The following is a 22,152-nucleotide window of genomic DNA, read 5'->3' as shown; positions in this document are numbered from 1 at the left end:
CCCCGTGAAGGAGGGGTATCACGGGGCTAAAACCCCTGGTTTTTTTGGGGAACCAAGGGTGCAATGTGGGGATACTACTAAAGGCGTGCGCGGAAATCAAGGTAAAATCGACAGGCCGGACTCATCAAAAGCGGTTTTCTTTTGCTGGCGGCACGGCGAGATTTTCGCATGTTGATCAGCGGTTTTTTGCACAAAAAAAACCCGCGATCAGGGATCGCGGGTTGCTCTGTTTTTTGGTGCCGAAGGCGAGACTCGAACTCGCACGACCAGTTGGCCACCACCCCCTCAAGATGGCGTGTCTACCAATTCCACCACTTCGGCGAAGCGGATGTATTTATACTGATTCAGGCTGTTTGTGTCAACATTAAATCGGCGCGTTGTTAATTTTTTTCCGCGTCCGGATTGGCCTGGACAGGGGCGTCGCCGGTCGCGGGAGTGGCTTCCGTCGTCGCCGGTTCAGAGGCCGGAGCGACAGCGGATTCCGCAGCCGGTTCGGTGGCGGGAACAGGTTCGGCCTGAGGGGTTGCGGTTACAACGCTGGAGGGCATGATGCTGCTACCGCCGGGCTGGCCGTAAAAGTAGGCGAGGGTCAGGCTGGTCAGCATGAAGATAATGGCCGCCGCCGCGGTCAGTTTGCCCATGAAGCTCTGGCCGCCGGAGGCGCCAAAGACCGTCTGGCTGCCGCCGGCGCCGAAGGAGGCGCCCATTTCGGCCCCCTTGCCCCCTTGCAGCAGGACAATGGCGATCAGGGCCAGGCAGACGACAATATGCAGGACAATAAGAAAAGTGGTCATGATGGGTTAAGCTCCTTCAGGTGACATGAAAACAGGACCACGCACATTATCACGATTCGTCCGTTCCGCAAAGCATTAATCTTACGCGCTGGGACTCCGCCGAAAGCGGATGATGCGCAGGAAATCATCGGCCTTGAGGCTGGCGCCGCCGACCAGAGCGCCGTCCACATCCATCTGCGCCATGAGGCCGTCGACGTTGTCCGGTTTGACGCTGCCGCCATAAAGAATGCGCGTGCTCTCGGCGACTTCTTCGCTGTACAGGCCCCGCAGCAGCCCGCGAACGAAAGCATGGGCTTCCTCGGCCTGCAGATTGCTGGCGGTCTTGCCGGTGCCGATCGCCCAGACCGGCTCGTAGGCGACCACAACCTGGGACATCTGCGCGGCGGTGATGTCGCGCAAGCCCTCACGCACCTGCGTGGCAAGGACCTCGTACATCTGATCGCCTTCCCGCTCTTCCAGGGTTTCGCCAATACAGAAGATGACGTCCAGTCCTGCAGCGAGCAAGGACCGGACTTTTTCATTGATGAAGGCATCGGTCTCGCCGAAAAGCTGACGCCGTTCCGAATGGCCGACAATACAGTAGCGGCAGCCGGCATCCCGCAGCAAAGCCGGGGAGACCTCGCCGGTGAAAGCACCGGAAGCGGCGGGATGGCAGTTCTGTCCGGCTAGGGCGATGTTTGAGCCGACCAGTTGCTCGGCGACCTTGGCCAGCGAGGTGAAGACCGGGGCGATGACGATGTCGATATCATCGATCTCAGCGGTTTCCTGTTTGAGGGCGGAAGCCAGGTCGAGGGCTTCACCGATGGTTTTGTGCAGCTTCCAGTTGCCGGCGATCATGGGCTTGCGCATGTAAAATCCTCCGTGAAATATCCCTTAGGGCAGGGAACTGGGGCCGGAATAACGGCCGACCCGCATTGAAGATCAGGCTTTATCCGTCAGAGCGGTAACGCCGGGCAGTTCCCGACCTTCGAGGAACTCCAGGGAGGCGCCGCCGCCGGTGGAGATGTGGGTCATGTGCTCTTCCAGTCCCGACTGGTTGACGGCCGCCACCGAGTCACCGCCGCCGATGATGGAAAGGCAGTCCGTTTCGGCCAGCGTCCGGGCGACGGCCATGGTGCCGGCGGCGAAGGCGGGAAATTCGAAGACCCCCATCGGACCGTTCCAGACGACGGTGGCGGCCTCCTTCAACACCGCAGTGTAGGCGGCGATGCTCTTGGGGCCGATGTCCAGGGCCATCAATCCTTCACGGACGGCGCTGCCTTCGGATACGACCGCTTCAGCATCCGCCTTGAACTCGGCGGCCATGACGTGGTCGACGGGAAGGAGCATCTGAACTTTCCGGGCGGCGGCTTTGGCCAGCAGATCCCGCGCCAGATCGAGGCGGTCTTCTTCGACCAGGGATTTGCCGATGGCGATCCCTTGGGCCTTGAGGAAGGTGTAGGCCATGCCGCCGCCGATCAGCAGCGCATCGACCTTGCCGAGCAAGTTCTCAATGACGGTGATCTTGTCACTGACTTTGGCGCCACCGAGCACGGCGACAAAGGGTCGCTTCGGAGCGGCCAGGGCCTGGCCAAGATAACGCAGTTCCTTTTCCATGAGAAAACCGGCTGCCGCCGGCTTAAGCAGTCGGGCAACCCCTTCGGTGGAAGCGTGGGCGCGATGGGCGGCGCCAAAGGCGTCGTTGACGTAGACCTCGCCGAGGGCCGCAAGTTGCGCGGCAAAGGCGGAATCGTTCTTTTCCTCGCCGGCGTGAAAACGGACATTTTCCAATAACAGGATATCGCCGTCCTGCATGGCCGCGACCAGCTTTTCCACTTCCGCACCGATGCAGTCCGGCGCCATCGTTACCTTGCGGTCGAGAAGTTTGGAGAGATAGGGCGCGACCGGCGCCAGGCTGTATTTGGGGTTGACCTGAGCCTTGGGGCGGCCGAGATGGGAAGCGAGAATCAGTCGGCCGCCCTGCTCCACGATGTGGCGGATGGTCGGTAGAGCGGCGACGATCCGGGTGTCGTCGGTAATGGAACGCTGGTCGTCGAGGGGGACATTGAAATCGACCCGGCAGAAGACCCGCTTGCCTTTGAGATCCAGATCCTGAACGGTCACTTTGTTGAACATCGTCACGTCTCCAAAGGGGATAGGTAAAACAAAGGGCAGGATCTAGCGATCCTGCCCTCTATGGATGTGGCGGAAGGGGGTTACTTGGCCGCGATAAAATTGACCAGGTCGAGCACCCGGTTGGAGTAGCCCCACTCGTTATCGTACCAGGACATGACTTTGACCATGGTGCCGCCGATAACGTTGGTGGAGTCGGCATCGACCGTCGAGGAGGCGGGGCAGCCATTGAAATCACAGGAGACCAGCGGTTCTTCGCAGTAGGTCAGGATCCCTTTGAGCGGGCCATCGGCGGCTTTTTTGAATGCGGCGTTCACCTCGTCGATGCTGGTCGCCTTCTCGGTTTCCACCACCAGGTCGACGAGCGAGACGTTGGGGGTGGGAACGCGCACGGCGATGCCGTCCAGTTTTCCTTTAAGGGAAGGGAGCACCAGGGAAACGGCCTTGGCGGCACCGGTGGTGGTCGGAATCATCGACAACGCGGCGGCGCGGGCGCGGCGCAGATCCTTGTGGGGCAGGTCGAGGATCATCTGGTCGTTGGTGTAGGAATGGATGGTGGTCATCATCCCCTTGACGATGCCGAAGTTTTCGAGCAGCACCTTGGCCACCGGGGCCAGACAATTGGTGGTGCAGGAGGCGTTAGAGATGATGTGGTGATTGGCCGGATCGTAATCCTGCTCGTTGACCCCCATACAGACGGTCAGATCGACATCCTTGCCGGGAGCGCTGATAATGACTTTTTTGGCGCCAGCTTGGAGGTGTTTGCCGGCCGACGCCTTGTCGGTGAAGCGGCCGGTCGATTCAATGACGATCTCGACGCCAAGTTCCTTCCAGGGGAGAGCGGCGGGGTCGGTCGACTTGAGGACCTTGATCGCCTTCCCGTCAACGATGATTTCATCCTTGCCGGCTTCGACCTTGCCCTTGAAGGCGCCATGAACCGAGTCATATTTAAGCAGATGGGCGAGGGTCGCCGCATCGGTCAGGTCGTTGACGGCGACGATTTCGAGAGTTTTCGAAGCGGCGGCCGCGCGGAAGAAGTTTCTGCCGATGCGTCCGAAACCGTTGATCGCTACTTTGATGGCCATGGGTGCTCTCCTTTTTGGGAAAAGTCTTTTTAATAATTGAGAAGGGCTTAGGATAGTTCTTCTAAAACGGGGACTTAAAGAAGTTAAACGTGCGGCATGATAGTCAAAGAGAGGGGACTCGTCAACCTTTTTTCATTGGAGTCCCATGAATGAATCGTTGAATTGGCAAGGGCGGCTGTGGTAAAAAGGACGACATTCTCGATTCGAAAACTGCCACATTTCGAGTCCCAGAGTCTACCCGAGATGATCGAAAAGGCAACTGGTTTTTTCGTTCCACTTCCGTGTTTCATCACGCTTTTCCAGCTTTTTTCATGCGCATCAGGCGGTTTGCTAGTCACGACTAGTGGCGGCTTTTGGATTTCTGCAAGGGACGGCGGTTTGTCGCGACGATGAAAAGTACCCTCGAAAAACGTATCCTGATTTTTGTCTTTCTGATTCTCGGATTGACCATCGGGATTAACACGGCATTGAATATCGAGGGTTTCCGGCGTGACTACCGGGACGGTCTGCTCTTGCGCTGTCAGAGTGTCGCCACCGAGCTCAAGACCTCCGTCGAAAAGGTTCTGGCCCTGGGCCTGCCCCTCGACGAACTGGAGGGGATCAATGCCCGCTGTCAGGAGATTGTCGGCAGCGATCCGGAAATCAACTATTGTCTGATTGAAAACTCCGTCGGCCAACCGCTTTATTCCAGCGATCCCTCCTTTCACTTTTTTACCGGCGTCCAGTTTCTCAAGGCGATCTCCGATTCCACCTCCCTCCTCATGACCCCGCGCTGGGGGCAGATTTACGACCTTTCCCTGCCCATTTTCGATGCTTCCGGCAACCTGTCCGGACGCATCCGTATCGGTTTTCCTGATTCGGTGCTTGAGGCCCGTACCGCCAAGGCCCTGCAACGGGCCTTCATCATTTTCGGTCTTGCCTTTCTGGTCATTTTCGGGCTGGTCTTCCTTTTTACCCGCCGTGACCTGGTCGGGCCGATTCATCGACTGTGCGATGTGGCCAAGGAAATCGCCGGTGGCAACTTCAAGGTCGTCGTCCCGCCCATGTCCACTCCCGACTTTTCTGAGCTCGGTACAGCGTTGCAGGAAATGGCGGCCTCTTTGCGCCAGCGTGACGAGCAGATCAGCGAGAGCTACCGCGAGCTGGAGGAAACGAACCGCGAGCTGCAACTCTCCTACGAACGTCAGGAGCAGATCGGCACCGAACTGGGGCGCAGTCGCGAGATGTATCGCTCGCTTCTTGAGGATGCCTCCGACGCCATTCTCGTCAGCGACGACGAAGATCGCCTGGTCCTGCTCAACAAGGCGGCCGAGGCCTTCTTTGGCGTTTCCCGTCATGCCGTGCAAGGGACCAATCTCTTCACCTTCTGGGAAAAGCTGGAATGTGAAAATGTGGATGACCAGTACGAAATGCATCAGAGTATTTTGCTCGGCAATTTTCATGAAGCCGAGGTGCGCTTCACTCGCCCCTCGGACCACACCCGGCTGATTGCCTGGGGCAAGGGTTCACCGGTAGTCGGTCGCGACGGCAAACGCATGACCCAGATGACCTACCGCGACGTCACCCGGGAGCGGGAAATCACCGAAAACCTCGAGCGCAGTACCGCCGAGTTGCAGCGGCTCAACCAGATGAAAGACTCCTTCCTCGGCCTCGCCTCCCACGAGTTGAAGACCCCTCTGACCGTGATTCTCGGCTACTCGGATATCCTGCTTGACGAAATGGCTGACGTTGTCGGTGAAGAGGCTCTGCCGATGCTGCAGCACATCGACGAGGCCGCCAACCGCCTCTCCAATATCGTCCGCGACATGGTCGACGTTTCGATGCTCGACAGCCATGCCCTGCGTCTGCGCGAGCGGGTGGTCGATATCAATGAGGTGATTCGCCAGGCCCTCAAGGAGATCGAATATTTCTTCACGGTCCGCAAACAGAGTCACGAACTGCGCCTCGCCGAGCATCTGCCGCTGATCAAATGCGATCCCGACCGTCTGGTTCAGGTCATCACCAATCTCGTGGTCAATTCCATCAAATTCACTCCCGATGGCGGACGCATCACCGTGGAAACCCGGCTTTCCTATCGCCTGAAATATATGGGTGAGCGGGACGAAGAGGAAAACGACGACTGGCGGCGCATCGGTCGGGCGCCGGCGCCCTTTGTGGAAATTCTCATCAACGACACCGGCATCGGCATCGACGGAGCTGATCAGGTGCGGGTTTTCGAGAAGTTCTACGAGGTTGGCATCATCGAGGAACATTCCACCGGCAAGGTTGCCTTCAAGGGGAAGGGGACCGGGCTTGGCCTGACCATCGTCAAGGGGATCGTCGAAATGCACGGCGGCGAGGTCTGGGTGGAAAGCCCCGGTTGCGACCCCGATCACTTCCCCGGCAGCACCTTCCACATCCTTCTGCCCATCCCTTCCGAGAGCTGATTCAGCGGCGGATGAAAACCGGTTTTTCCCTTGCGGCGTCCTTGTTATATAAGGTATATAGTCAGGCGCCCATGCCCGGGGCGGGGAGAATTGTGTGCGGATTTGCCTGTTAGCCAGTGGAAGTCGGGGGAATGCCCTCTACCTTGAGTCGGACGAGTGCCGGGTGCTCATCGATGCCGGATTGCCGGCGCGGGAGTTGACCCGTCGCCTGGCGGGAATCGGGGTACGCTCCGAGGATCTCGATGCGTTGCTCGTCACCCACGAACATGGCGATCATTGCCTCGGCGTCGGCCCTTTGTCCCGCCGCTATTCCCTGCCTGTCTATCTGCATCATGCCACTCGCGCCGCCCTGCCCAATCTCGGCCGGATCGATGATCTCCGAGAAATTACCGACGGTGAGGCTTTCGACCTCAAGGATCTGCGGATTACTCCCTTTCCTGTGACCCATGATGCGGTAGCGCCGGTGGGATTTCTGATTGAAACGGCATTGGGCAAGATTGGCGTGGCCACCGACCTGGGCATCGCCACGCGGCTGGTCCGGGAACGCCTGAAAGGGTGTCGGGCGCTGGTGCTGGAAGCCAACCATGACCCCGAACTGTTGCGCGACGGCCCTTACCCCTGGCCGCTGAAGCAGCGGATTCGCGGACACCATGGGCATCTCTCCAACGACGACTGCGCCGAGCTTCTCGGCGAGGTGGTTTGCGACCGGCTCGAAGCGGTTTTTCTCGCCCATCTCAGTCACGAAAATAATCGCCCCGAACTGGCGCAGGCGGCCGTTTCCACCGTTCTTACCGAGCGGAATCTCTGCGCTCCGCGGGTGGTGGTCGGCCGTCAGGACGAAGCCAGCGTCTGTCTGGAACTGACGGCGTGAGCTAAAATGCGAACGAAATTATGGGGCAGGGCGGTAACGCGTCCTGCCCGTGCCTGTTTTAACCCGAAGGTTGCCTGAGGAGAATTCATGGCCTGGAGAATCGTAGTCGGACTGCTGGATGACGTCAAAGACCCTCGCGGTGAGCGGGTCAGGCGCGAAATCAGGGAACATCTCGGCATTGAACTGGAACAGGTGCGCACCCTAGATGTTTACACCGTCGACGCGGACCTGTCCGAAGCCGAAGTCGAGGCGGCCGCCGCCGGTCCGCTCTCCGACCCGGTGATCCAGCGCTACGCCGTCAACCGTCCGCTGGCCCGGGATTTCGACGTTCTGATCGAGGTCGGCTTCCGTCCTGGCGTCACCGACAATGTCGGACGCACCGCCCGCGAGGCGATCCAGTATCTCACCGGCCGTCCTTTTGCCGCCGGCGAGGCGGTCTATACCTCGGTCCAGTATCTGCTCAAGGGGAAGGTCGATAAGGCGATCGCCGAGCGCATCGCCTCGGGCTTTCTCGGCAACGGCCTGATCCAGCGCTGGGACATCGTCACCGCCGCCGAGTTCGACCAGGAAAAGGGAGTGACCATTACCCTGCCCAAGGTCACCGGCGATGCCCGTCCCGAGGTGCGGGAAATCGACCTCGACGTCGCTGACGAGGCGCTGATGCAGATCAGCCGCGACGGCATGCTCGCTCTCAATCTCGATGAGATGAAGACGATCCAAGCCCACGCCATCGATCCGACTTTCTCCCAGACGCGGACCGCCGTCGGCCTTGGCGCCAAGCTCACCGACGTCGAGCTTGAAGCCCTGGCCCAGACTTGGAGCGAACACTGCAAGCACAAGATCTTCTCGGCGCGCATTGATTACGAGGATGAGCAGGGGCGTAAAGAAAGCATCAACTCCCTGTTCAAGACCTACATCGTCGGCGCCACCCGCGACATCCGCGCGGCCAAGGGGGAAAAGGATTTCTGCCTGTCGGTCTTCAAAGACAACGCCGGGGTCATCGCCTTCAACGAGGACTGGAGTGTGGTCTTCAAAGTCGAAACCCACAACTCGCCGAGCGCTCTCGATCCCTACGGCGGCGCTCTGACCGGCATCGTCGGCGTCAACCGTGACGGCATGGGAACGGGCATGGGTGCCCGGTTGATCTTCAACACCGACGTCTTCTGCTTCGCTTCGCCCTTCTACGAAAAACCCTTGCCGCCCCGACTGCTGCATCCCCGGCGGATTTTTGAAGGGGTGGTCGAGGGGGTCGAACACGGCGGCAACAAGAGCGGCATCCCGACGGTCAATGGCTCTATCGTCTTCGATGAACGTTTCGCCGGCAAGCCGCTGGTCTATTGCGGCACCGCCTCGATCATGCCCCGCGTCCTGAACGGTAAGCCTTGTCATGAAAAGAAGGTTCAGGTCGGCGATCATATCGTCATGACCGGCGGACGCATCGGCAAAGACGGTATTCACGGCGCCACCTTCTCTTCGGAAGAGTTGCACGAAGGTTCGCCGGTGACCGCCGTGCAGATCGGCGATCCGATCACCCAGAAGCGCATGTTCGATTTTCTGCTCATCGCCCGCGACCGGGGGCTGTACAGTTCCATCACCGACAACGGCGCCGGCGGTCTTTCCTCCTCGGTCGGCGAAATGAGTGAAGACACCGGCGGTTTCGAGCTGCATCTCGACCGCGCCCCGCTCAAATATCCTGGCCTGCAGCCCTGGGAGATTCTCATCTCCGAGGCGCAGGAACGCATGACCCTGGCGGTGCCGCCGGAGAAGCTGGAAGAATTCATCCAGCTCGCTCGGGAGATGGACGTGGAAGCCGTCGATCTCGGCGTCTTTACCGATTCCGGTTATTTTCATTGTCTCTACGAAGGCCGCACTGTGGCCTATCTGCCGATGGAGTTCCTTCATGGTGGGGTGCCGCAAATGGTCATCTCCGCCAAGTGGACGCCGCCCAAGACCGCCGAGCCGGTCTTCCCCGTTCCCGCCGACCTCGGCGCCGAACTGGGCAAATTGCTTGGACGGCTCAATATCTGCTCGAAGGAGAGCGTCATCCGCCGTTACGACCATGAGGTTCAGGCCGGCACGGTCATCAAGCCGCTGGTCGGGGTCGCCAATGACGGGCCTTCCGACGCCGCCGTCTTTCGGCCCCTCTTCGATTCCTTCGAAGGGGTGGTCGTCTCCCACGGCATCTGCCCCAGCTATTCGGATATCGACACCTATCACATGATGGCCTGCGCCATTGACGAAGGTCTGCGCAACTATGTAGCGGTGGGGGGCGATATCGAGCATGTGGCCGGTCTTGACAACTTCTGCTGGTGCGACCCGGTGAAGAGCGAGAAAACCCCTGACGGCGAGTACAAGGCCGCCCAGCTGGTGCGGGCCAACAAGGCCCTCTACGAATATTGTGTCGCCTTCGGCGTGCCGCTGATCTCGGGCAAGGACTCGATGAAAAACGACTACCAGATCGGCGACACCAAGATCTCCATCCCGCCGACCGTGCTTTTTTCCGTCATCGGCAAGATCGATGACGTGCGCCAGGCGGTCTCCATGGATGTCAAGCGCCCCGGCGATCTCGTCTATCTGCTCGGCGAAACCCGCGATGAATGCGGCGGCTCTGAATACTATTCGGAACTCGGCTTCCTGGGGAGCAACGTCCCCAAAGTCGACGCGATGACGGCCTTTGCCCGCTATCAGGCCCTCAACGCCGCCCAACGGCAAGGACTGGTGCGCTCCTGTCACGACCTTTCCGACGGTGGTCTCGGCGTGGCTCTGGCCGAGAAGGCCTTCGCCGGCGGTTACGGCCTCCGTGTCGAACTGGAGGGGATGGTTGTCGAAGGGGAATTGCGCGATGACACGCTGCTCTTTTCCGAATCGCCGAGCCGACTGCTGGTCACCGTCCGTCCGCAAGAGCGCGAAAGCTTCGAACGTCTCTTCGCCGGCCAGGCGCTGGCCTGCCTTGGCGAAGTGCTTGATACGCCCCGTCTGGTTGTGAGCCGAAGCGGCCGGACGCTGCTCGATGTTGATATCAATCTACTGAAAGAGGCCTGGCAGGCGCCTCTGCGGGAGCTGTAAGATGGCGAAAGAGGTTCGTTCCATAGTGATTACCGGCAACGGCACCAACTGCGAGCGGGAAGTCGCCAACGCCTGCCGCCTGGCCGGGGCGGAGGTCGCCGACATCGTCCATATCGCCGAACTGCTGGCCGGGCGGGTTCGGCTCGACGACTATCATTTTCTCAATCTCGCCGGGGGCTTTCTCGATGGCGACGACCTCGGCAGCGCCAAGGCCGGGGCCAACCGCCTGCGTCACGCTCCGGTCAAGGGGAGCGCGGAGAGCCTGGCCGACCAGCTCTATCGTTTCATCGAAGCGGGCAAGCTGGTCATGGGGGTCTGCAACGGCTTCCAGCTGATGGTGAAAATGGGCCTGCTCCCCGCCCTGGACGGCGACTATCGCAGCCAGACCGCGACCCTGACCCATAACGACAGCGGCCGTTTCGAGGATCGCTGGACCTATCTCAAGGTCGATCCCGCGTCCCCCTGTATCTACACCCGGGGACTGACCGGCATCTATCTTCCGGTGCGTCACGGCGAGGGCAAGTTCCTGGTGCGCGAACCGCAGGTGCTGGAACGGATCGAAGCCGCTCATCTGGCGGCGCTCAAATATTGTGCTGCCGATTATAACGCGCCGACGATGGACTATCCCCTCAATCCCAATGGCTCGACGAACGCCATTGCCGGGGTCTGCGACGCTACGGGGCGGATTTTCGGTCTTATGCCTCATCCTGAAGCCTATGTCCACCGCACCCATCATCCGCGCTGGACCCGGGAAGAGGATCTGCCGGAAGAGGGGATGGGGCTGTGGCTTTACCGCAATGCCGTCGATTTCATCCGTAGGGAATTACTCTGACGGAGTAGCTTTATAACGCTCATACGTGTTATCATCTATTTTGATCTAACACCCTTTCAGATAAGGTTTTTTTAAACTTTTAACGGGTTGTCCCGAGGAGTTTTCCCGGCGCATGTTTGACAAATTCAACGATGAATGCGGCGTTTTTGGCATTTATGGCCATCCCGAAGCCGCCAATCTGACCTATCTCGGCCTTTACGCCCTCCAGCATCGGGGGCAGGAAAGTTGCGGTATAGTCTCCTCCGATGGCGCCCGCCTGCGGGCCCACAAGGGTATGGGGTTGGTCGCCGATGTTTTCAAGCAGGATTCCATCTTTGAGAGCCTGCCCGGTTCGAACGCCATCGGTCATGTGCGCTATTCGACGGCGGGAGGGAACGACTTCAAGAACTGTCAGCCGATTCTCGTCGATTACCATCGCGGCAGCATCGCCGTCGCCCACAACGGCAACCTGGTCAATGCTCAGGAGGTGCGCAACGACCTGGAGCGCAAGGGCTCGATCTTTTCCACCGTCGCCGACACCGAAGTCATCATGCATCTGCTCGCCCGTTCCGAGTGCGATTCCCTCACCGAGCGGGTGACGATGGCGCTCAACCAGGTCAAGGGGGCGTACAGCCTGATCTTTCTTACCGAGACCCGGATGCTCGCAGTGCGCGACCCCAACGGTTTTCGGCCGCTGGTTCTCGGCAAACTCGACGGCGCCTACATTGTCGCTTCGGAAACCTGCGCTCTCGATCTTATCGAAGCCCAATTCATCCGCGAGATCGAGCCGGGGGAGATGATCCTCATCGATAAAACCGGTCTGCAATCCTTCCGTCCCTTCGAGCAGACCCAGCCATCCCCCTGTATCTTCGAACACATCTATTTCGCCCGGCCGGACAGTACCATTTTCGGCCAGCAGGTCTATCAGGTACGCAAGGATTTTGGCCGGCAGTTGGCCCGCGAACATCCAGTGGAAGCCGATCTGGTCGTTCCCATCCCCGACTCAGGGGTGCCGGCGGCCATCGGCTACGCCGAGGAATCGGGCATCCCTTTTCAGCTTGGTCTGATCCGCAATCACTACGTGGGGCGCACCTTCATCGAGCCCCAGCAGTCGATCCGCCATTTCGGGGTGAAGATCAAGCTCAACCCGGTACGGGAGATCATCGAAGGCAAGCGGGTGGTCGTTATCGATGACTCGATCGTGCGTGGCACCACGGCTCGCAAAATCATCAAGATGATTCGCAACGCCGGGGCCAAGGAGGTGCATGTGCGCATCTCCTGCCCGCCGACCAGTTACCCCTGCTTCTACGGCATCGACACCCCGACCCGCAAGGAGCTGATTTCCTCTTCCCATACGGTGGAGGAGATCAACCGCTACATCACCTCGGACACCCTCGGCTATCTCTCTTTGGAGGGGATGCACGCCGCCGCCGGCGCGCCGATCATTGATGGGCGTAAAGGCTACTGTGACGCCTGCTTCAGCGGCAGTTATCCGGTGCGGTTTCCGCGGCTCAAGGACGATAGCCAGTTGGGACTATTTTAAAAACGAGTGCCGCTTTACGGCGGCCTGATTCATATCCATTGGGAGGATTTTCATGACACAGGCGGAGAGAGACGAATTGATGGCGATTGTCCGGGAGCTTTCCTATGAAGAGCGGGAAGTGACCCTGGCTTCGGGACGCAAGAGTAATTTTTATTTCGACGGCAAGCAAACGACTCTCCACGCCAAAGGCGGGCTTCTGGTCGGCAAGGCGTTCTGGAAAGAAGTCAAGGCCTTTGCCGGGCCGATCCACGGCGTCGGCGGTCTGACTCTGGGCGCTGATCCCATCGCCACCGCGACTTCCATCGCCGCCCAACTGGAGGGCGCCGATGTGCACGCCTTCATCATCCGCAAGGAGCCGAAAGGTCACGGCACCGGCCAGTGGCTGGAAGGGCGCAAGAATCTGCCCAAAGGCTCGCGGGTGGTGATTGTCGAGGACGTGACGACCACCGGCGGTTCGTCGATGAAGGCGGTGGAGCGGGCTCGGGAAGAAGGGCTGGAGGTGGTCGGTATCGTCACCCTGGTCGATCGCGAGGAAGGCGCCCGCGACAACATCGAAGGGGAGGGGATGGCGCTGCGCGCGGTCTTCACCCGCACCCAGGTGGTCGGTAAGTAATCCCGTGCGACAGGGATGATTTTACGAAAGGGGCGTTATTCGACGCCCCTTTCGTGCATTTGGGGCGAGAGAGGGCGGAGATGGCGCAGGTTTTCGAACTCTGGCGGCAGGATGACAACGGCGGACGTTTTGTCGTCGAGTGCTACTCCAGACGGGAGGACGCCGAAACGAAGCTTGACGAATTGAGTCGCGGTGCCCACAAACAGTTTTACTGGATCGTGGAAGCGGATCTGGCCCGCGCCAAGGACATCGAAGAATAAGGGGAGTTTTTCCTTTTTGGCGGGATAGGCCCTATCGGTTATGCTATCTGAAGAGTGAAACTTCCTCGGGAGAGGGGCCATGCGTTTATTGCTGAAAACTATTCTGTTCCTGATCTGGCTACCGGTGGCCGGCTGTGCCCCGGGCCTGCCTGAGCATCCCCGCGCCGACTCCTTGCGCGCTTATGTGGCGGGAAACGATGCCTGGCATTTCAGCCGCCATGCCCCGGTCTTTGTCGTCGAGGAACCGGGACGCTCCTTCAATCGCATCGGCACGGCAGCGGCGCGGATCATCAAGGGTGCGGAAGAGGTTTACATCGATCCCGAAGAGCCGACCCTTTACGCCCGCAAAACCTCTTTCCGCACGGCGCGCGGCAGCTACTCGAACCTGACCTATCGGGTTCATTTCGAAAAAGTTCCCGCGACCCGTCTCGGCTGGGGGAAGAACGTCGGCCTACTGGTCATCGTCACCCTCAACGAATCGGGACAGCCGGTCCTCATCACCACCCTCCACACCTGCGGCTGCTACCTGGCCTTCACCCCCACTTCCTACCTTGATGAAGGGGCTTTTCCTTCCGGCTGGGAGCGGGGGCGGCAGAAGGTTTATGGCGAAAGTCTCCCCGCCTATATCGATTACGGCGATGGTTCGCCGACGAATCACCGTTTGCACCTGTTGCTGCGGAAAGACACCCACCGGGTGATGGACTTGTGGCTGGCGGATGGGCGCACCCCACCAGGCTATCAGAGTGTTCTTGCCCCGGTGAAGCCGATGAAGGTTCTGGAGGGGCTGGGTCTGCCCGACGGCGCGTCGACCTCGTTTTACGAAACTGCGGGGGGGCGGCGCGACTACGTCAAAGACAGCCAGAAGCCCTGGGAACGGCTTTTCATGAGCTGGTGGGCCTTCGACTGGCGGGTCGGTGAGGATAAAAAGCTGGGGCGTGACCGCGAGGACGGCATCCTTTTCTACACCAGCCTCAAACCCTGGGCGCGGAAAGCCTCGGACCTGCGCAACTTCCCCGTTTTTCTCCAGTACTGGGGCTGGAATTTATAAGACTTTCGCCGCTGCGAACTATCCTTCGAAACGGTGGATGATGGCCGGCTCGTGCTGTACCGTGCGGACGTAATCGACGGCCGGTTTGCCGAACATCATGGCGTAGCCGAAGATGTGGTCTTCGGGGATGCCGAGCCGGGCGCGGAATTCTGGGAGCAGATCGTTCAGCGCCCACTTGGCCAGGCCGCACCAGACGGTGCCGACGCCGTGGCTCTGGGCGAAGAGCTCGAAATAGGCCAGGGCGATCATGCAGTCGAGCAGGGGGGTCGGCACCTTTTCCGGGGTCGAAGCCACCAGCAGGTGCGGGGCGCCGCGAAAGATCGTATCGATCCCTTTGTCTTCCCACAAGCGCACGAAATCAGCGAAGCGCTCGAAACCTTCCGTCAGCTTTTCCTCCCGCGCCAGACGTCCCAACCCCGCCATCACCTCGCCGCGCAGCGCCACCATCTTCTCTCGGTCATCTACCACGGTAAAGCGCACCTGCCGGGCATTGACCCCGGTCGGCGCGTGCCAGGCCACCTCCAGTAGATGTTTAATCAACTCCGGCTCGAGATTTTCTTCCCGATAACGGCGCACCGAGCGACGCCCCTTGATGAGCGTCTCCATCTGTCGCGGCCGGGGATAGTTCCCTTGCAGTGGGGTGACGTCCCCGGGCTTCACTCCCAAAATGGAGATCGCTTCCGTTGGGCAGATGGCCAGGCAATGTTGACAGCGATAACAGAGGGCTTCTTTTTCTTCGGCGATGGCGGGATAGCCCCCATCCATGGCGATGATGCGTGGCGGGCAGTCGATGACGCATTGGCCGCAACGGGTGCAGGCCGAAGGATTGACAGTGAAATCAAGCATGCTGTGACCTTCCCATAGATGAAAAGCGATTCAATCGGATGTGCTGAGTGCGTTTAGGTTGTCGGCCCCTGGGTGTCGGTAAAAGACGGTTCCAGGGCTTCGGCGATCGTTTCAAGGATTTCCTGCGCCTCTTTGAAGTTGTAAACGAGAAGCTTTTCCTCGAACGCCGCAGTCTTTTCCGGGCTCAGGCGGATCAGATCATCCCGCAGCGAAGCAAAAGCGGTTTCCGCATCGGTGTCGTTCAGGCGCAGATAGTCGGCCAATACCTCCAGTTGTCGGGCGAGTGCGGCAAAATCCGTTTCCTCGGGGGGATCAGCTGCCGCTGCCAGTTTCTCTTCGGGGAGCTCCGCCAGTTCCGCCATAACCAGCGCCAGGGCGTCTTCCGTCTCCTTCAGGGCCGGTTCGATGTCGTTTTTTCCTTTGATTATAGCTAGTTCCAGCTTTCTGGCGGCTTCCCATACCGCCTCCGCGCCGATATTCCCCGCCACCCCTTTCAGGGTGTGGGCCAGACGCTGCGTCCGTTCCCGGTCCCCGGATTTCAGGCTTTCCCGAATATCCCCCATCGTTTCCCGGTTGTCCCGGTAAAAGTCCCGAAGCAGGGCACGGTAGAGCGGGCGGTTGCCGGCCACGCAGCGCAGACCGGCGGCCGTATGGATGGTGTTGAATTCGGGGAGGGGCGTGCCATCTTCGGCCTGGCTTGTCAGGGCAGGCGCACCCCGCCAGCGGTTGCCCAGCCAACCGGCGAGCACGGCGTAGAACTGTTCAGGATCAAGGGGTTTGGTGACATGGTCGTTCATCCCTGCCGCCAGGCTTTTTTCCCGGTCCCCGGCCATGGCGTGGGCGGTCATGGCGATAATCGGCAGGTTGCGCAGGGCGTGGTTGAGGGCGGCCCGATCGCGGATCTGTCGGGTGCACTCTAAGCCGTCCATTTCCGGCATCTGGATGTCCATGAGAACCAGATCGAAACTTTCCCGGTCGAGGCGTTCCAGGGCCTGGACACCGTTGTCGGCGACCTGGACCTCCATCCCGGCCACCGTCAGCAGTTCTTTAGCCACCTGCTGGTTGATGGCGTTGTCTTCCACCACCAGCACCCGGGCGCCGCCGAGGGCGAAACGCCGGGTTCGCCGTGGCGACGTTTCGCGTGGGCTGGTACGGGCAAAGGCGTTCATGATCACGTCGAAAAGGGCGGAACGGTTGACCGGTTTGAAGACGAGCCAGTTGATGCCGGCGCGCAAGGCGCGGCTGCGGACATCGTCCCCCTCGCTGGTCGAGGCGAGCAGAATGACCCGCTGTTCGCCGGGAGTGTCCTTGATCCTCCGTGCCAGTTCGAGCCCGCTTATTTCCGGCAGGCTTTCGTCGATCAGAATCAGTTTCGGCGGCGAACTTTCAGCGAAGCGGGCCAGGGCCTCGTCGGCCGATGTCGCTTCGCTCACGGTAAAGGTCAGGGATTCGAGAATCAGGCGCAGGGCGTGACGGCTGGAGGCATTGTCGTCGACGAGCAGAACCGGCAGACCCCGTAGATCAGGATCAGGAGCGAGGGCGGCTTCCGCTTCGGCGGCGACCGATCCGAAACGGGCGGTGAAGGAGAACCGGCTGCCTTGGCCCTCTTCGCTTTCGGCGCCGATTTCCCCGCCCATCATCTCCACCAGTCGGCGGCTGATGGCCAGCCCCAGACCGGTGCCACCGAAACGACGGGTGGTGGTGTTGTCGGCCTGGGTGAAGGGGCGGAAGAGGCGGGAAATCTGGTCAGCGCTAAGGCCGATGCCCGTATCCTCCACGGTAAAACGAAGCACGACTTCCTCTGTTTCGGCGGAGAGACGGTCTACGGTCAAGACGACTTCTCCCGCCGGAGTGAACTTGACGGCGTTGTCCACCAGGTTGAGCAGCACCTGTTCGAGGCGCAGGGGGTCGCCAAGCAGTTGCCGGGGCAGATCCGGGGCCGGGGCGAAGACCAGTTCCAGCCCCTTGCGTTGGGCCTTGCTCGCCGAGAGATCGGCGAGGTTTTTGAGAACGTCGTCGAGGGAAAACTCCACCTGCTCCATATCCAGACGCCCCGCCTCGATCTTGGAAAAATCGAGGATGTCGTCGATCACCCGCATGAGCATCCGCCCTGAGGTTTCGACCTTATCCAGATAATCCCGCTGCCGGGTATCGAGGGGGGTCTGCAGGGCGAGATGGGTCATGCCTAAAATGGCGTTCATCGGCGTGCGGATTTCGTGGCTCATGTTCGCGAGAAATTCCGATTTGGCGTCATTGGCCGCTTCGGCTCGGCGTTCGGCCGCCAGGCGCTCATCGATCTCGGCGCTGAGGCGGGCGTTCCAGCGTTGCAGGTAGCGGTTGCGGAGCAGGAAGAGAGCGATGAGCAGGCTGGTCAGCAGCAGGGCGTAGAGGCCCCAGCGGCGGACCTCGGCGGGGTTGATGCCGTAGTCATAGCGTACCGAAAGCCACTTTTGCCGAATCGCACTGTGTTCTTCGGCTGTGATGCTCGCCAGGCCCTTGTCGAGGATGGTCACCAGTTGCGGCCAGTCCGAGCGGACGCCGATGCGCAGATCGTCGCTCCATTGGGAAGCCGGGGCGGCAATCTTCAGGTTGGTCAGCTGGTGACTCTGGATCAGATGGGTGGCGACCGCCAGGTTGTCGATGTAAGCATCGGCCTGGCCCAGGGAAACGGTGTGTAGGCCGTCGAGGGGAGCCTTCACCGTTCGCACCTGGATTTCCGGGTTCTGCTCGCGCAGATATTGATGAATGGCGTAGCCTTCGACGACGACGACCAGTTTTTCCCGCAGATCGGCCAACTCGGTAATCAGCGGGGCATCGTCGCGCATAATGACGACCATGGGAAAGGAGAGGTACGGTTGGGTGAAGTTGAGAACCTGCCCGCGGGCCGGAGTTTCGGTCAGACAGGAGAGAACATCGAGGGCGCGGTCCCGGGCGCCCGCTTCCACCTGGGCCCAGGTCAGGCCGAAAACGGCATTCATCGAGAGGCCCAGGCGTTCGTTGAGCAGGGCGATGTAGTCCGCCGCCATCCCCCGATATTCCCCCTTGTCGTCGAAATATTCGAAGGGCGGCCAGTTCGGGTCGACCCCCAGACGCAGGTTGCGATGCTCGGCGATCCAGGCCTGTTCGGCGGCGGTCAGGCGGATGTCGGGGATAGCCTTGGCGGCGAGGGCTTCTTCCCCCGGGGCGATCCAGGTTTTTTCGATCGCTTCCAGTTCCTTCGCCTGGATCGCGTCGAATGCGGTATCGACGATGGCGAGCAGGGGCGAGCCTTTGGCGACCCCGGCTCTCAGGGCGCTTTGTTCCATCACCCCTTCCAGAAGGCGGAAACTGCCCCGTTCCCCCATGCGGTCGAGCAGGGCTAGGACGATGGGCGTTTGATCGAGGAAGAGGTCGATCTCTCCTTTGCTCGCGGCCGCAATCAAGGCTCCCGTATCGGTGTATTCAATCACCCGCAAGGAGGGGAAGCGACTGTTCAGGTAGGGGCCGTAGACCGTTCCGGCAATCGCTCCGGCCTTGAAATCCTTCAGCTCCTCGGTCTTGGTCAAGACGCCCAGGCGTTCATGGTAGAAGAGGCCCGAAACCACCTGATAAAAGGGTTGGGAGAAATCCATGAAGCGCCAGCGTTCGGGGGAGGTGAACAGGCCGCCGTGGAGATCGATTTCCCCCTGTTTCAGTGCTTCAAAGAGTTGGGGCCAGGAGGCGAGGCGAAAGTCGATATCGCGGCCGCTCTTTTGCGCCCAGAGCTTCCAGATATCGACGAGCATACCGACCGGTTCTCCCCGGAAGTTCCGCCCGGAAAAGGGGAGGGCGCCGTCCGGCAGGCCGACGATCAGGCGGTCCTCCCGCCATTTTTCCAGTTCCGCCATCCAGCGCCGGACGACGGCGGCCTTCTCTTTCGGGGTGATGCGACGCAAGCCGTCGTTGACCAGGGTCAAAAGCTCGACGTTGCCTTCGCGCACGGCCGCGCGGAAATAGTTACTGTAAAGGGGGGAGGGAGGATGATATTCGAACTGGGGGAGAAGCCCGCGCCGCCGGAGGTGGTGCAGGGCGATGGGGGTGTCCTTGATGAAGACCCGGATCTCGCTGCGCTCGGCCGCGTCGAAAAGCTCCTGGTTGTCGGGATAGATGGCCAGGGTGGCCTGGGGCAGGTGCTCGCGCAGGTAATCAAGGGCGAGATCCCCGGCGATGACTCCAACGCGGAAACCGCTCAGATCCTCCAGCGACCTGACCTGGGAAACGCTGCGGTGATAAAAGATGTGGGTTTCGCTTTCGTAAAGCTGATCGGCATAGTCGAGAAAGGCATCTCTTTCTTTACTGAAAAAGACCCCGGCATGGATATCCGCCGTCCCCTCGCGCACCAGGCGCAGGCTGTCATCCCAGCTGGCGATGCGGAACTCCACGGCGATGCCGGTCTTTTCCGCCCACAGCCGCCACAGGTCGACGAACATTCCGACCGGCTGGCCCAGCTCATCCCGAAAATGAAAGGGGGCCGAACCGGCACTGCACGCGACGATCAACTTTTGCGGTGATGGAGCTGCTTCCAGGGTGGCGCAGGGGATCAGCCACAACGCCGACAGCCACAGCAATGGTATGAAAAATCGTCGAATCATCCGCCGTTTCCCCGTTCGGTCAACGAATATCCGAGACAGGCCGTGATTTTAGCTTGCAGCGTAACGGGATCGATCGGTTTGACGATGAAATCCGCGCCGCCCGCTTCGATCCCTCGGGAACGTCCTTCCTCTTCCGTCAGGCCGGTGACGAAAATCACCGGAATCTCCTGGGTCGCGGGCGCAGCCTTGAGCCGGCGACAGACCTCGAAGCCGTCCATTCCGGGCATCGATACGTCCAACAGGATGAGGTCGGGCGGCCGGGCAGCGGCAAGTTCCAGCGCCTCGAGGCCGCTGACGGCAACGCTGATCCGGTAGTTGCCACGGAGGATACCGTTGAGCAGACGCAGGTTTTGCGGGGCGTCGTCGACGATGAGAAGCCTCGGCTGGTCCACCGTTTCAGCGGCCATGAACGGATTCCGTCGGCGCGGGTTTCACCACCAGACGTTCGATCTTATCCAGCAGCATTTGGGCGCGGAAGGGTTTGGCCAGATAGTCGTTCATCCCGGCATCCAGGTAACTTTGCCGGTCCCCCGCTTGGCCGTGGGCGGTCAGGGCGATAATGGGAATCGCCGGATTCCAGTGTTCGCCACTGCCTTCGCGGATCCGCCGAGTCGCCGCCAGGCCGTCCATCTCCGGCATCTGGATATCCATGAGAATCAGGTCAAAGGGTTCCTTTTCGAGGATATCGAGAGCCTTGCGACCATTGTTGGCGACCCGCACATGACACTTCTGGTTTTCCAGAAGGATCTGGAAGAGCCGCCGGTTGGGTTCGGTATCCTCGACGATCAGCACACGCAGGTCGTTCCAGCTTTTTCCGGGATTTTGCGCCACCATAGTGTTGCCGTTTTCGCGGTCCAGGCGCACGGTGAAGGTGAAACGGCTACCGCCGGCCGGGACCGATTCCGCGCGGATGCTTCCCCCCATCATTTCCACCAGCCGGCGGGTCATGGCCAGCCCGACGCCGGTGCCGGCATAGCGGCGTGAAAGACTGCCGTCGATCTGGTAAAAGGGCTGAAAAATCCGTTCCTGTTCATTCTCCGGGATGCCGATGCCGGTGTCCGTTATTGAAAAGCGCAGTAGGACCTGCTGCTCCGGAGTCTGCGCCGCTGTGTTCTCGTCAAGGGTGCATTTCAGGTCGACGGCGCCGGAAGGGGTGAACTTCAGGGCATTGTCGAGCAGATGGGCCAGCGCCTGCTTCAGGCGTTCAGCGTCTCCCAAAAGCACTTCCGGAATTTTGGGATCGATCTTCCAGAAGAAGGACAGTCCGCGTTTTTCCGCTTTGGCCAGGAATTCCAAGAGCAGGGGGAGAAAGACACGGTGGGGTTCGAGCGGGGCTTTCTCCAGGTCGATTTTTCCGGTTTCAAAACTGGAGAAATCGAGCAGGTCGTTCAACAGCCGCTTCAGCTGCGTCACCGAATCGGAGACGGTCTCCATGTATTCCTGCTGCCGGGAGTTCAGTTCCGTCTTCAGCATCAATTCGGTCATGCCGAGGACACTGATCATCGGCGTGCGAATTTCATGGCTGATGTTGGTGATGAACTCGCCTTGGGCGCGGTTCGCCTCCTCGGCGCGGGCGCGGGCCTCGACCAGTTCGCGGGTCCGTTCCCGGACCAGCTCTTCGAGATGATCCTGATGCCGCTTCAGCCGCATGTGCGCCCGCACCCGGGCCTGGACGACAGAGGGAGCTATCGGCTTGGTGATATAGTCGACCGCGCCCATTTCCAGACCCTTGGCTTCGTCCTCCGTTTCGTTCAGCACGGTGACGAAGAGGATAGGAATGTCCCGGGTTTCCGGCGACTGTTTCAGGCGGCGGCAGACCTCGTAGCCATCCATGTCGGGCATCTTGATGTCGAGCAGGATCAGGTCGGGATGCTGTGCGGCGGCAACAGCCAGGGCATCCTTGCCGCTGGTGGTGACACTGATCTGGTATTCGGCGCGCAGCGCGTCGTTGAGAATTTTCAGGACCGACGGGCTGTCGTCGACAATCAGTATGCGCTGATCCATAGGATGACCTCTTTGGGCGGGAGCGGAACAATTGCGGGTGGCAGGACGCATCTATATGAAAAG

16 protein-coding genes and 1 tRNA gene are annotated in these 22,152 nt (G+C 60.3%); 8 read left to right on the top strand and 9 right to left on the bottom strand.

The features are described 5' to 3' along the window. Positions 1–234: 234 nt before the first annotated feature. From BQ4888_RS02040 to gap, 5 genes are all read right to left on the bottom strand, one after another. Positions 235–321 (bottom strand) — tRNA-Leu (locus BQ4888_RS02040). A gap of 59 nt (positions 322–380) precedes the next feature. Continuing rightward, positions 381–794: a preprotein translocase subunit SecG gene (secG, locus tag BQ4888_RS02035; protein WP_092052983.1), complete on the bottom strand. Its 414-nt coding sequence runs from the start codon at positions 792–794 to the stop codon at positions 381–383. Positions 795–875: 81 nt separating this feature from the next. Beyond that, the gene (gene tpiA, locus BQ4888_RS02030; RefSeq protein ID WP_092052981.1) at positions 876–1,643 is read right to left on the bottom strand and encodes a triose-phosphate isomerase; all 768 of its coding nucleotides are present in this window, start codon (positions 1,641–1,643) and stop codon (positions 876–878) included. Positions 1,644–1,715: 72 nt separating this feature from the next. Beyond that, the gene (locus tag BQ4888_RS02025) at positions 1,716–2,909 is read right to left on the bottom strand and encodes a phosphoglycerate kinase (RefSeq protein ID WP_092052979.1); all 1,194 of its coding nucleotides are present in this window, start codon (positions 2,907–2,909) and stop codon (positions 1,716–1,718) included. A gap of 80 nt (positions 2,910–2,989) precedes the next feature. Continuing rightward, on the bottom strand, positions 2,990–3,991 hold the full coding sequence (gene gap, locus BQ4888_RS02020; RefSeq protein WP_092052976.1) for a type I glyceraldehyde-3-phosphate dehydrogenase: 1,002 nt from the start codon (positions 3,989–3,991) through the stop codon (positions 2,990–2,992). A 389-nt stretch (positions 3,992–4,380) separates the two neighbouring features. Between gap and BQ4888_RS02015 the strand changes: the two genes are divergently transcribed. The 8 genes from BQ4888_RS02015 (at position 4,381) to BQ4888_RS01980 (ending at position 14,629) form a co-directional block, all read left to right on the top strand. Then, entirely contained in the window at positions 4,381–6,417 is a 2,037-nt protein-coding gene (locus tag BQ4888_RS02015) for an ATP-binding protein (protein WP_092052973.1), read from the top strand. Positions 6,418–6,511: 94 nt separating this feature from the next. Continuing rightward, a complete protein-coding gene (locus BQ4888_RS02010) occupies positions 6,512–7,288 on the top strand; it encodes an MBL fold metallo-hydrolase (protein ID WP_092052971.1) in 777 nt (258 codons plus the stop codon). 87 nt (positions 7,289–7,375) lie between these two features. Then, a complete protein-coding gene (locus BQ4888_RS02005) occupies positions 7,376–10,354 on the top strand; it encodes a phosphoribosylformylglycinamidine synthase subunit PurS (protein WP_092052968.1) in 2,979 nt (992 codons plus the stop codon). Between the two features lies 1 nt (position 10,355). Beyond that, positions 10,356–11,186 carry a phosphoribosylformylglycinamidine synthase subunit PurQ gene (locus BQ4888_RS02000; protein ID WP_092052965.1) on the top strand — a complete coding sequence of 277 codons (831 nt, stop codon included), beginning with the start codon at positions 10,356–10,358 and terminating at the stop codon, positions 11,184–11,186. A gap of 112 nt (positions 11,187–11,298) precedes the next feature. After that, positions 11,299–12,708, top strand: a complete 1,410-nt coding sequence (purF, locus tag BQ4888_RS01995; RefSeq protein ID WP_092052963.1) for an amidophosphoribosyltransferase — start codon at positions 11,299–11,301, stop codon at positions 12,706–12,708. Between the two features lie 52 nt (positions 12,709–12,760). Further along, on the top strand, positions 12,761–13,321 hold the full coding sequence (gene pyrE / locus BQ4888_RS01990) for an orotate phosphoribosyltransferase (protein WP_092052960.1): 561 nt from the start codon (positions 12,761–12,763) through the stop codon (positions 13,319–13,321). Between the two features lie 80 nt (positions 13,322–13,401). Further along, the gene (locus BQ4888_RS01985) at positions 13,402–13,581 is read left to right on the top strand and encodes a hypothetical protein (protein WP_092052958.1); all 180 of its coding nucleotides are present in this window, start codon (positions 13,402–13,404) and stop codon (positions 13,579–13,581) included. Between the two features lie 79 nt (positions 13,582–13,660). After that, positions 13,661–14,629, top strand: a complete 969-nt coding sequence (locus BQ4888_RS01980) for a hypothetical protein (protein ID WP_092052955.1) — start codon at positions 13,661–13,663, stop codon at positions 14,627–14,629. 18 nt (positions 14,630–14,647) lie between these two features. Here BQ4888_RS01980 and BQ4888_RS01975 read toward each other — a convergent pair whose 3' ends face one another. From BQ4888_RS01975 to BQ4888_RS01960, 4 genes are read right to left on the bottom strand one after another with little or no spacing between them, the layout of a single operon-like run. After that, the gene (locus BQ4888_RS01975; protein ID WP_092052952.1) at positions 14,648–15,475 is read right to left on the bottom strand and encodes a nitroreductase family protein; all 828 of its coding nucleotides are present in this window, start codon (positions 15,473–15,475) and stop codon (positions 14,648–14,650) included. A gap of 53 nt (positions 15,476–15,528) precedes the next feature. Further along, a complete protein-coding gene (locus tag BQ4888_RS01970) occupies positions 15,529–20,085 on the bottom strand; it encodes a transporter substrate-binding domain-containing protein (protein WP_092052950.1) in 4,557 nt (1,518 codons plus the stop codon). Next, complete coding sequence (locus tag BQ4888_RS01965) at positions 20,082–20,492, bottom strand: response regulator (protein WP_092052947.1); 411 nt, start codon at positions 20,490–20,492, stop codon at positions 20,082–20,084. Before BQ4888_RS01965 ends, BQ4888_RS01970 begins: the two co-directional genes overlap by 4 nt. Next, positions 20,482–22,089 (bottom strand): response regulator, encoded by a 1,608-nt coding sequence (locus tag BQ4888_RS01960; protein WP_170232766.1) that lies wholly within the window; start codon positions 22,087–22,089, stop codon positions 20,482–20,484. The genes BQ4888_RS01965 and BQ4888_RS01960 overlap by 11 nt, the downstream gene beginning before the upstream one ends. Between the last annotated feature and the right edge of the window lie 63 nt (positions 22,090–22,152).

Origin of the sequence: Desulfuromonas acetexigens (assembly GCF_900111775.1) — a bacterium.
GTDB lineage: Bacteria > Desulfobacterota > Desulfuromonadia > Desulfuromonadales > Trichloromonadaceae > Trichloromonas > Trichloromonas acetexigens.
This window is presented reverse-complemented; position numbering and strand designations above follow the sequence as displayed.

Bases quoted from the DNA above. Each gene is read 5' to 3' on its own strand.
- secG (WP_092052983.1), bottom strand. From the start codon at position 794: ATGACCACTTTTCTTATTGTCCTGCATATTGTCGTCTGCCTGGCCCTG.
- tpiA (WP_092052981.1), bottom strand. From the start codon at position 1,643: ATGCGCAAGCCCATGATCGCCGGCAACTGGAAGCTGCACAAAACCATC.
- BQ4888_RS02025 (WP_092052979.1), bottom strand. From the start codon at position 2,909: ATGTTCAACAAAGTGACCGTTCAGGATCTGGATCTCAAAGGCAAGCGG.
- gap (WP_092052976.1), bottom strand. From the start codon at position 3,991: ATGGCCATCAAAGTAGCGATCAACGGTTTCGGACGCATCGGCAGAAAC.
- BQ4888_RS02015 (WP_092052973.1), top strand. From the start codon at position 4,381: ATGAAAAGTACCCTCGAAAAACGTATCCTGATTTTTGTCTTTCTGATT.
- BQ4888_RS02005 (WP_092052968.1), top strand. From the start codon at position 7,376: ATGGCCTGGAGAATCGTAGTCGGACTGCTGGATGACGTCAAAGACCCT.
- BQ4888_RS02000 (WP_092052965.1), top strand. From the start codon at position 10,356: ATGGCGAAAGAGGTTCGTTCCATAGTGATTACCGGCAACGGCACCAAC.
- purF (WP_092052963.1), top strand. From the start codon at position 11,299: ATGTTTGACAAATTCAACGATGAATGCGGCGTTTTTGGCATTTATGGC.
- pyrE (WP_092052960.1), top strand. From the start codon at position 12,761: ATGACACAGGCGGAGAGAGACGAATTGATGGCGATTGTCCGGGAGCTT.
- BQ4888_RS01985 (WP_092052958.1), top strand. From the start codon at position 13,402: ATGGCGCAGGTTTTCGAACTCTGGCGGCAGGATGACAACGGCGGACGT.
- BQ4888_RS01980 (WP_092052955.1), top strand. From the start codon at position 13,661: ATGCGTTTATTGCTGAAAACTATTCTGTTCCTGATCTGGCTACCGGTG.
- BQ4888_RS01975 (WP_092052952.1), bottom strand. From the start codon at position 15,475: ATGCTTGATTTCACTGTCAATCCTTCGGCCTGCACCCGTTGCGGCCAA.
- BQ4888_RS01970 (WP_092052950.1), bottom strand. From the start codon at position 20,085: ATGATTCGACGATTTTTCATACCATTGCTGTGGCTGTCGGCGTTGTGG.
- BQ4888_RS01965 (WP_092052947.1), bottom strand. From the start codon at position 20,492: ATGGCCGCTGAAACGGTGGACCAGCCGAGGCTTCTCATCGTCGACGAC.
- BQ4888_RS01960 (WP_170232766.1), bottom strand. From the start codon at position 22,089: ATGGATCAGCGCATACTGATTGTCGACGACAGCCCGTCGGTCCTGAAA.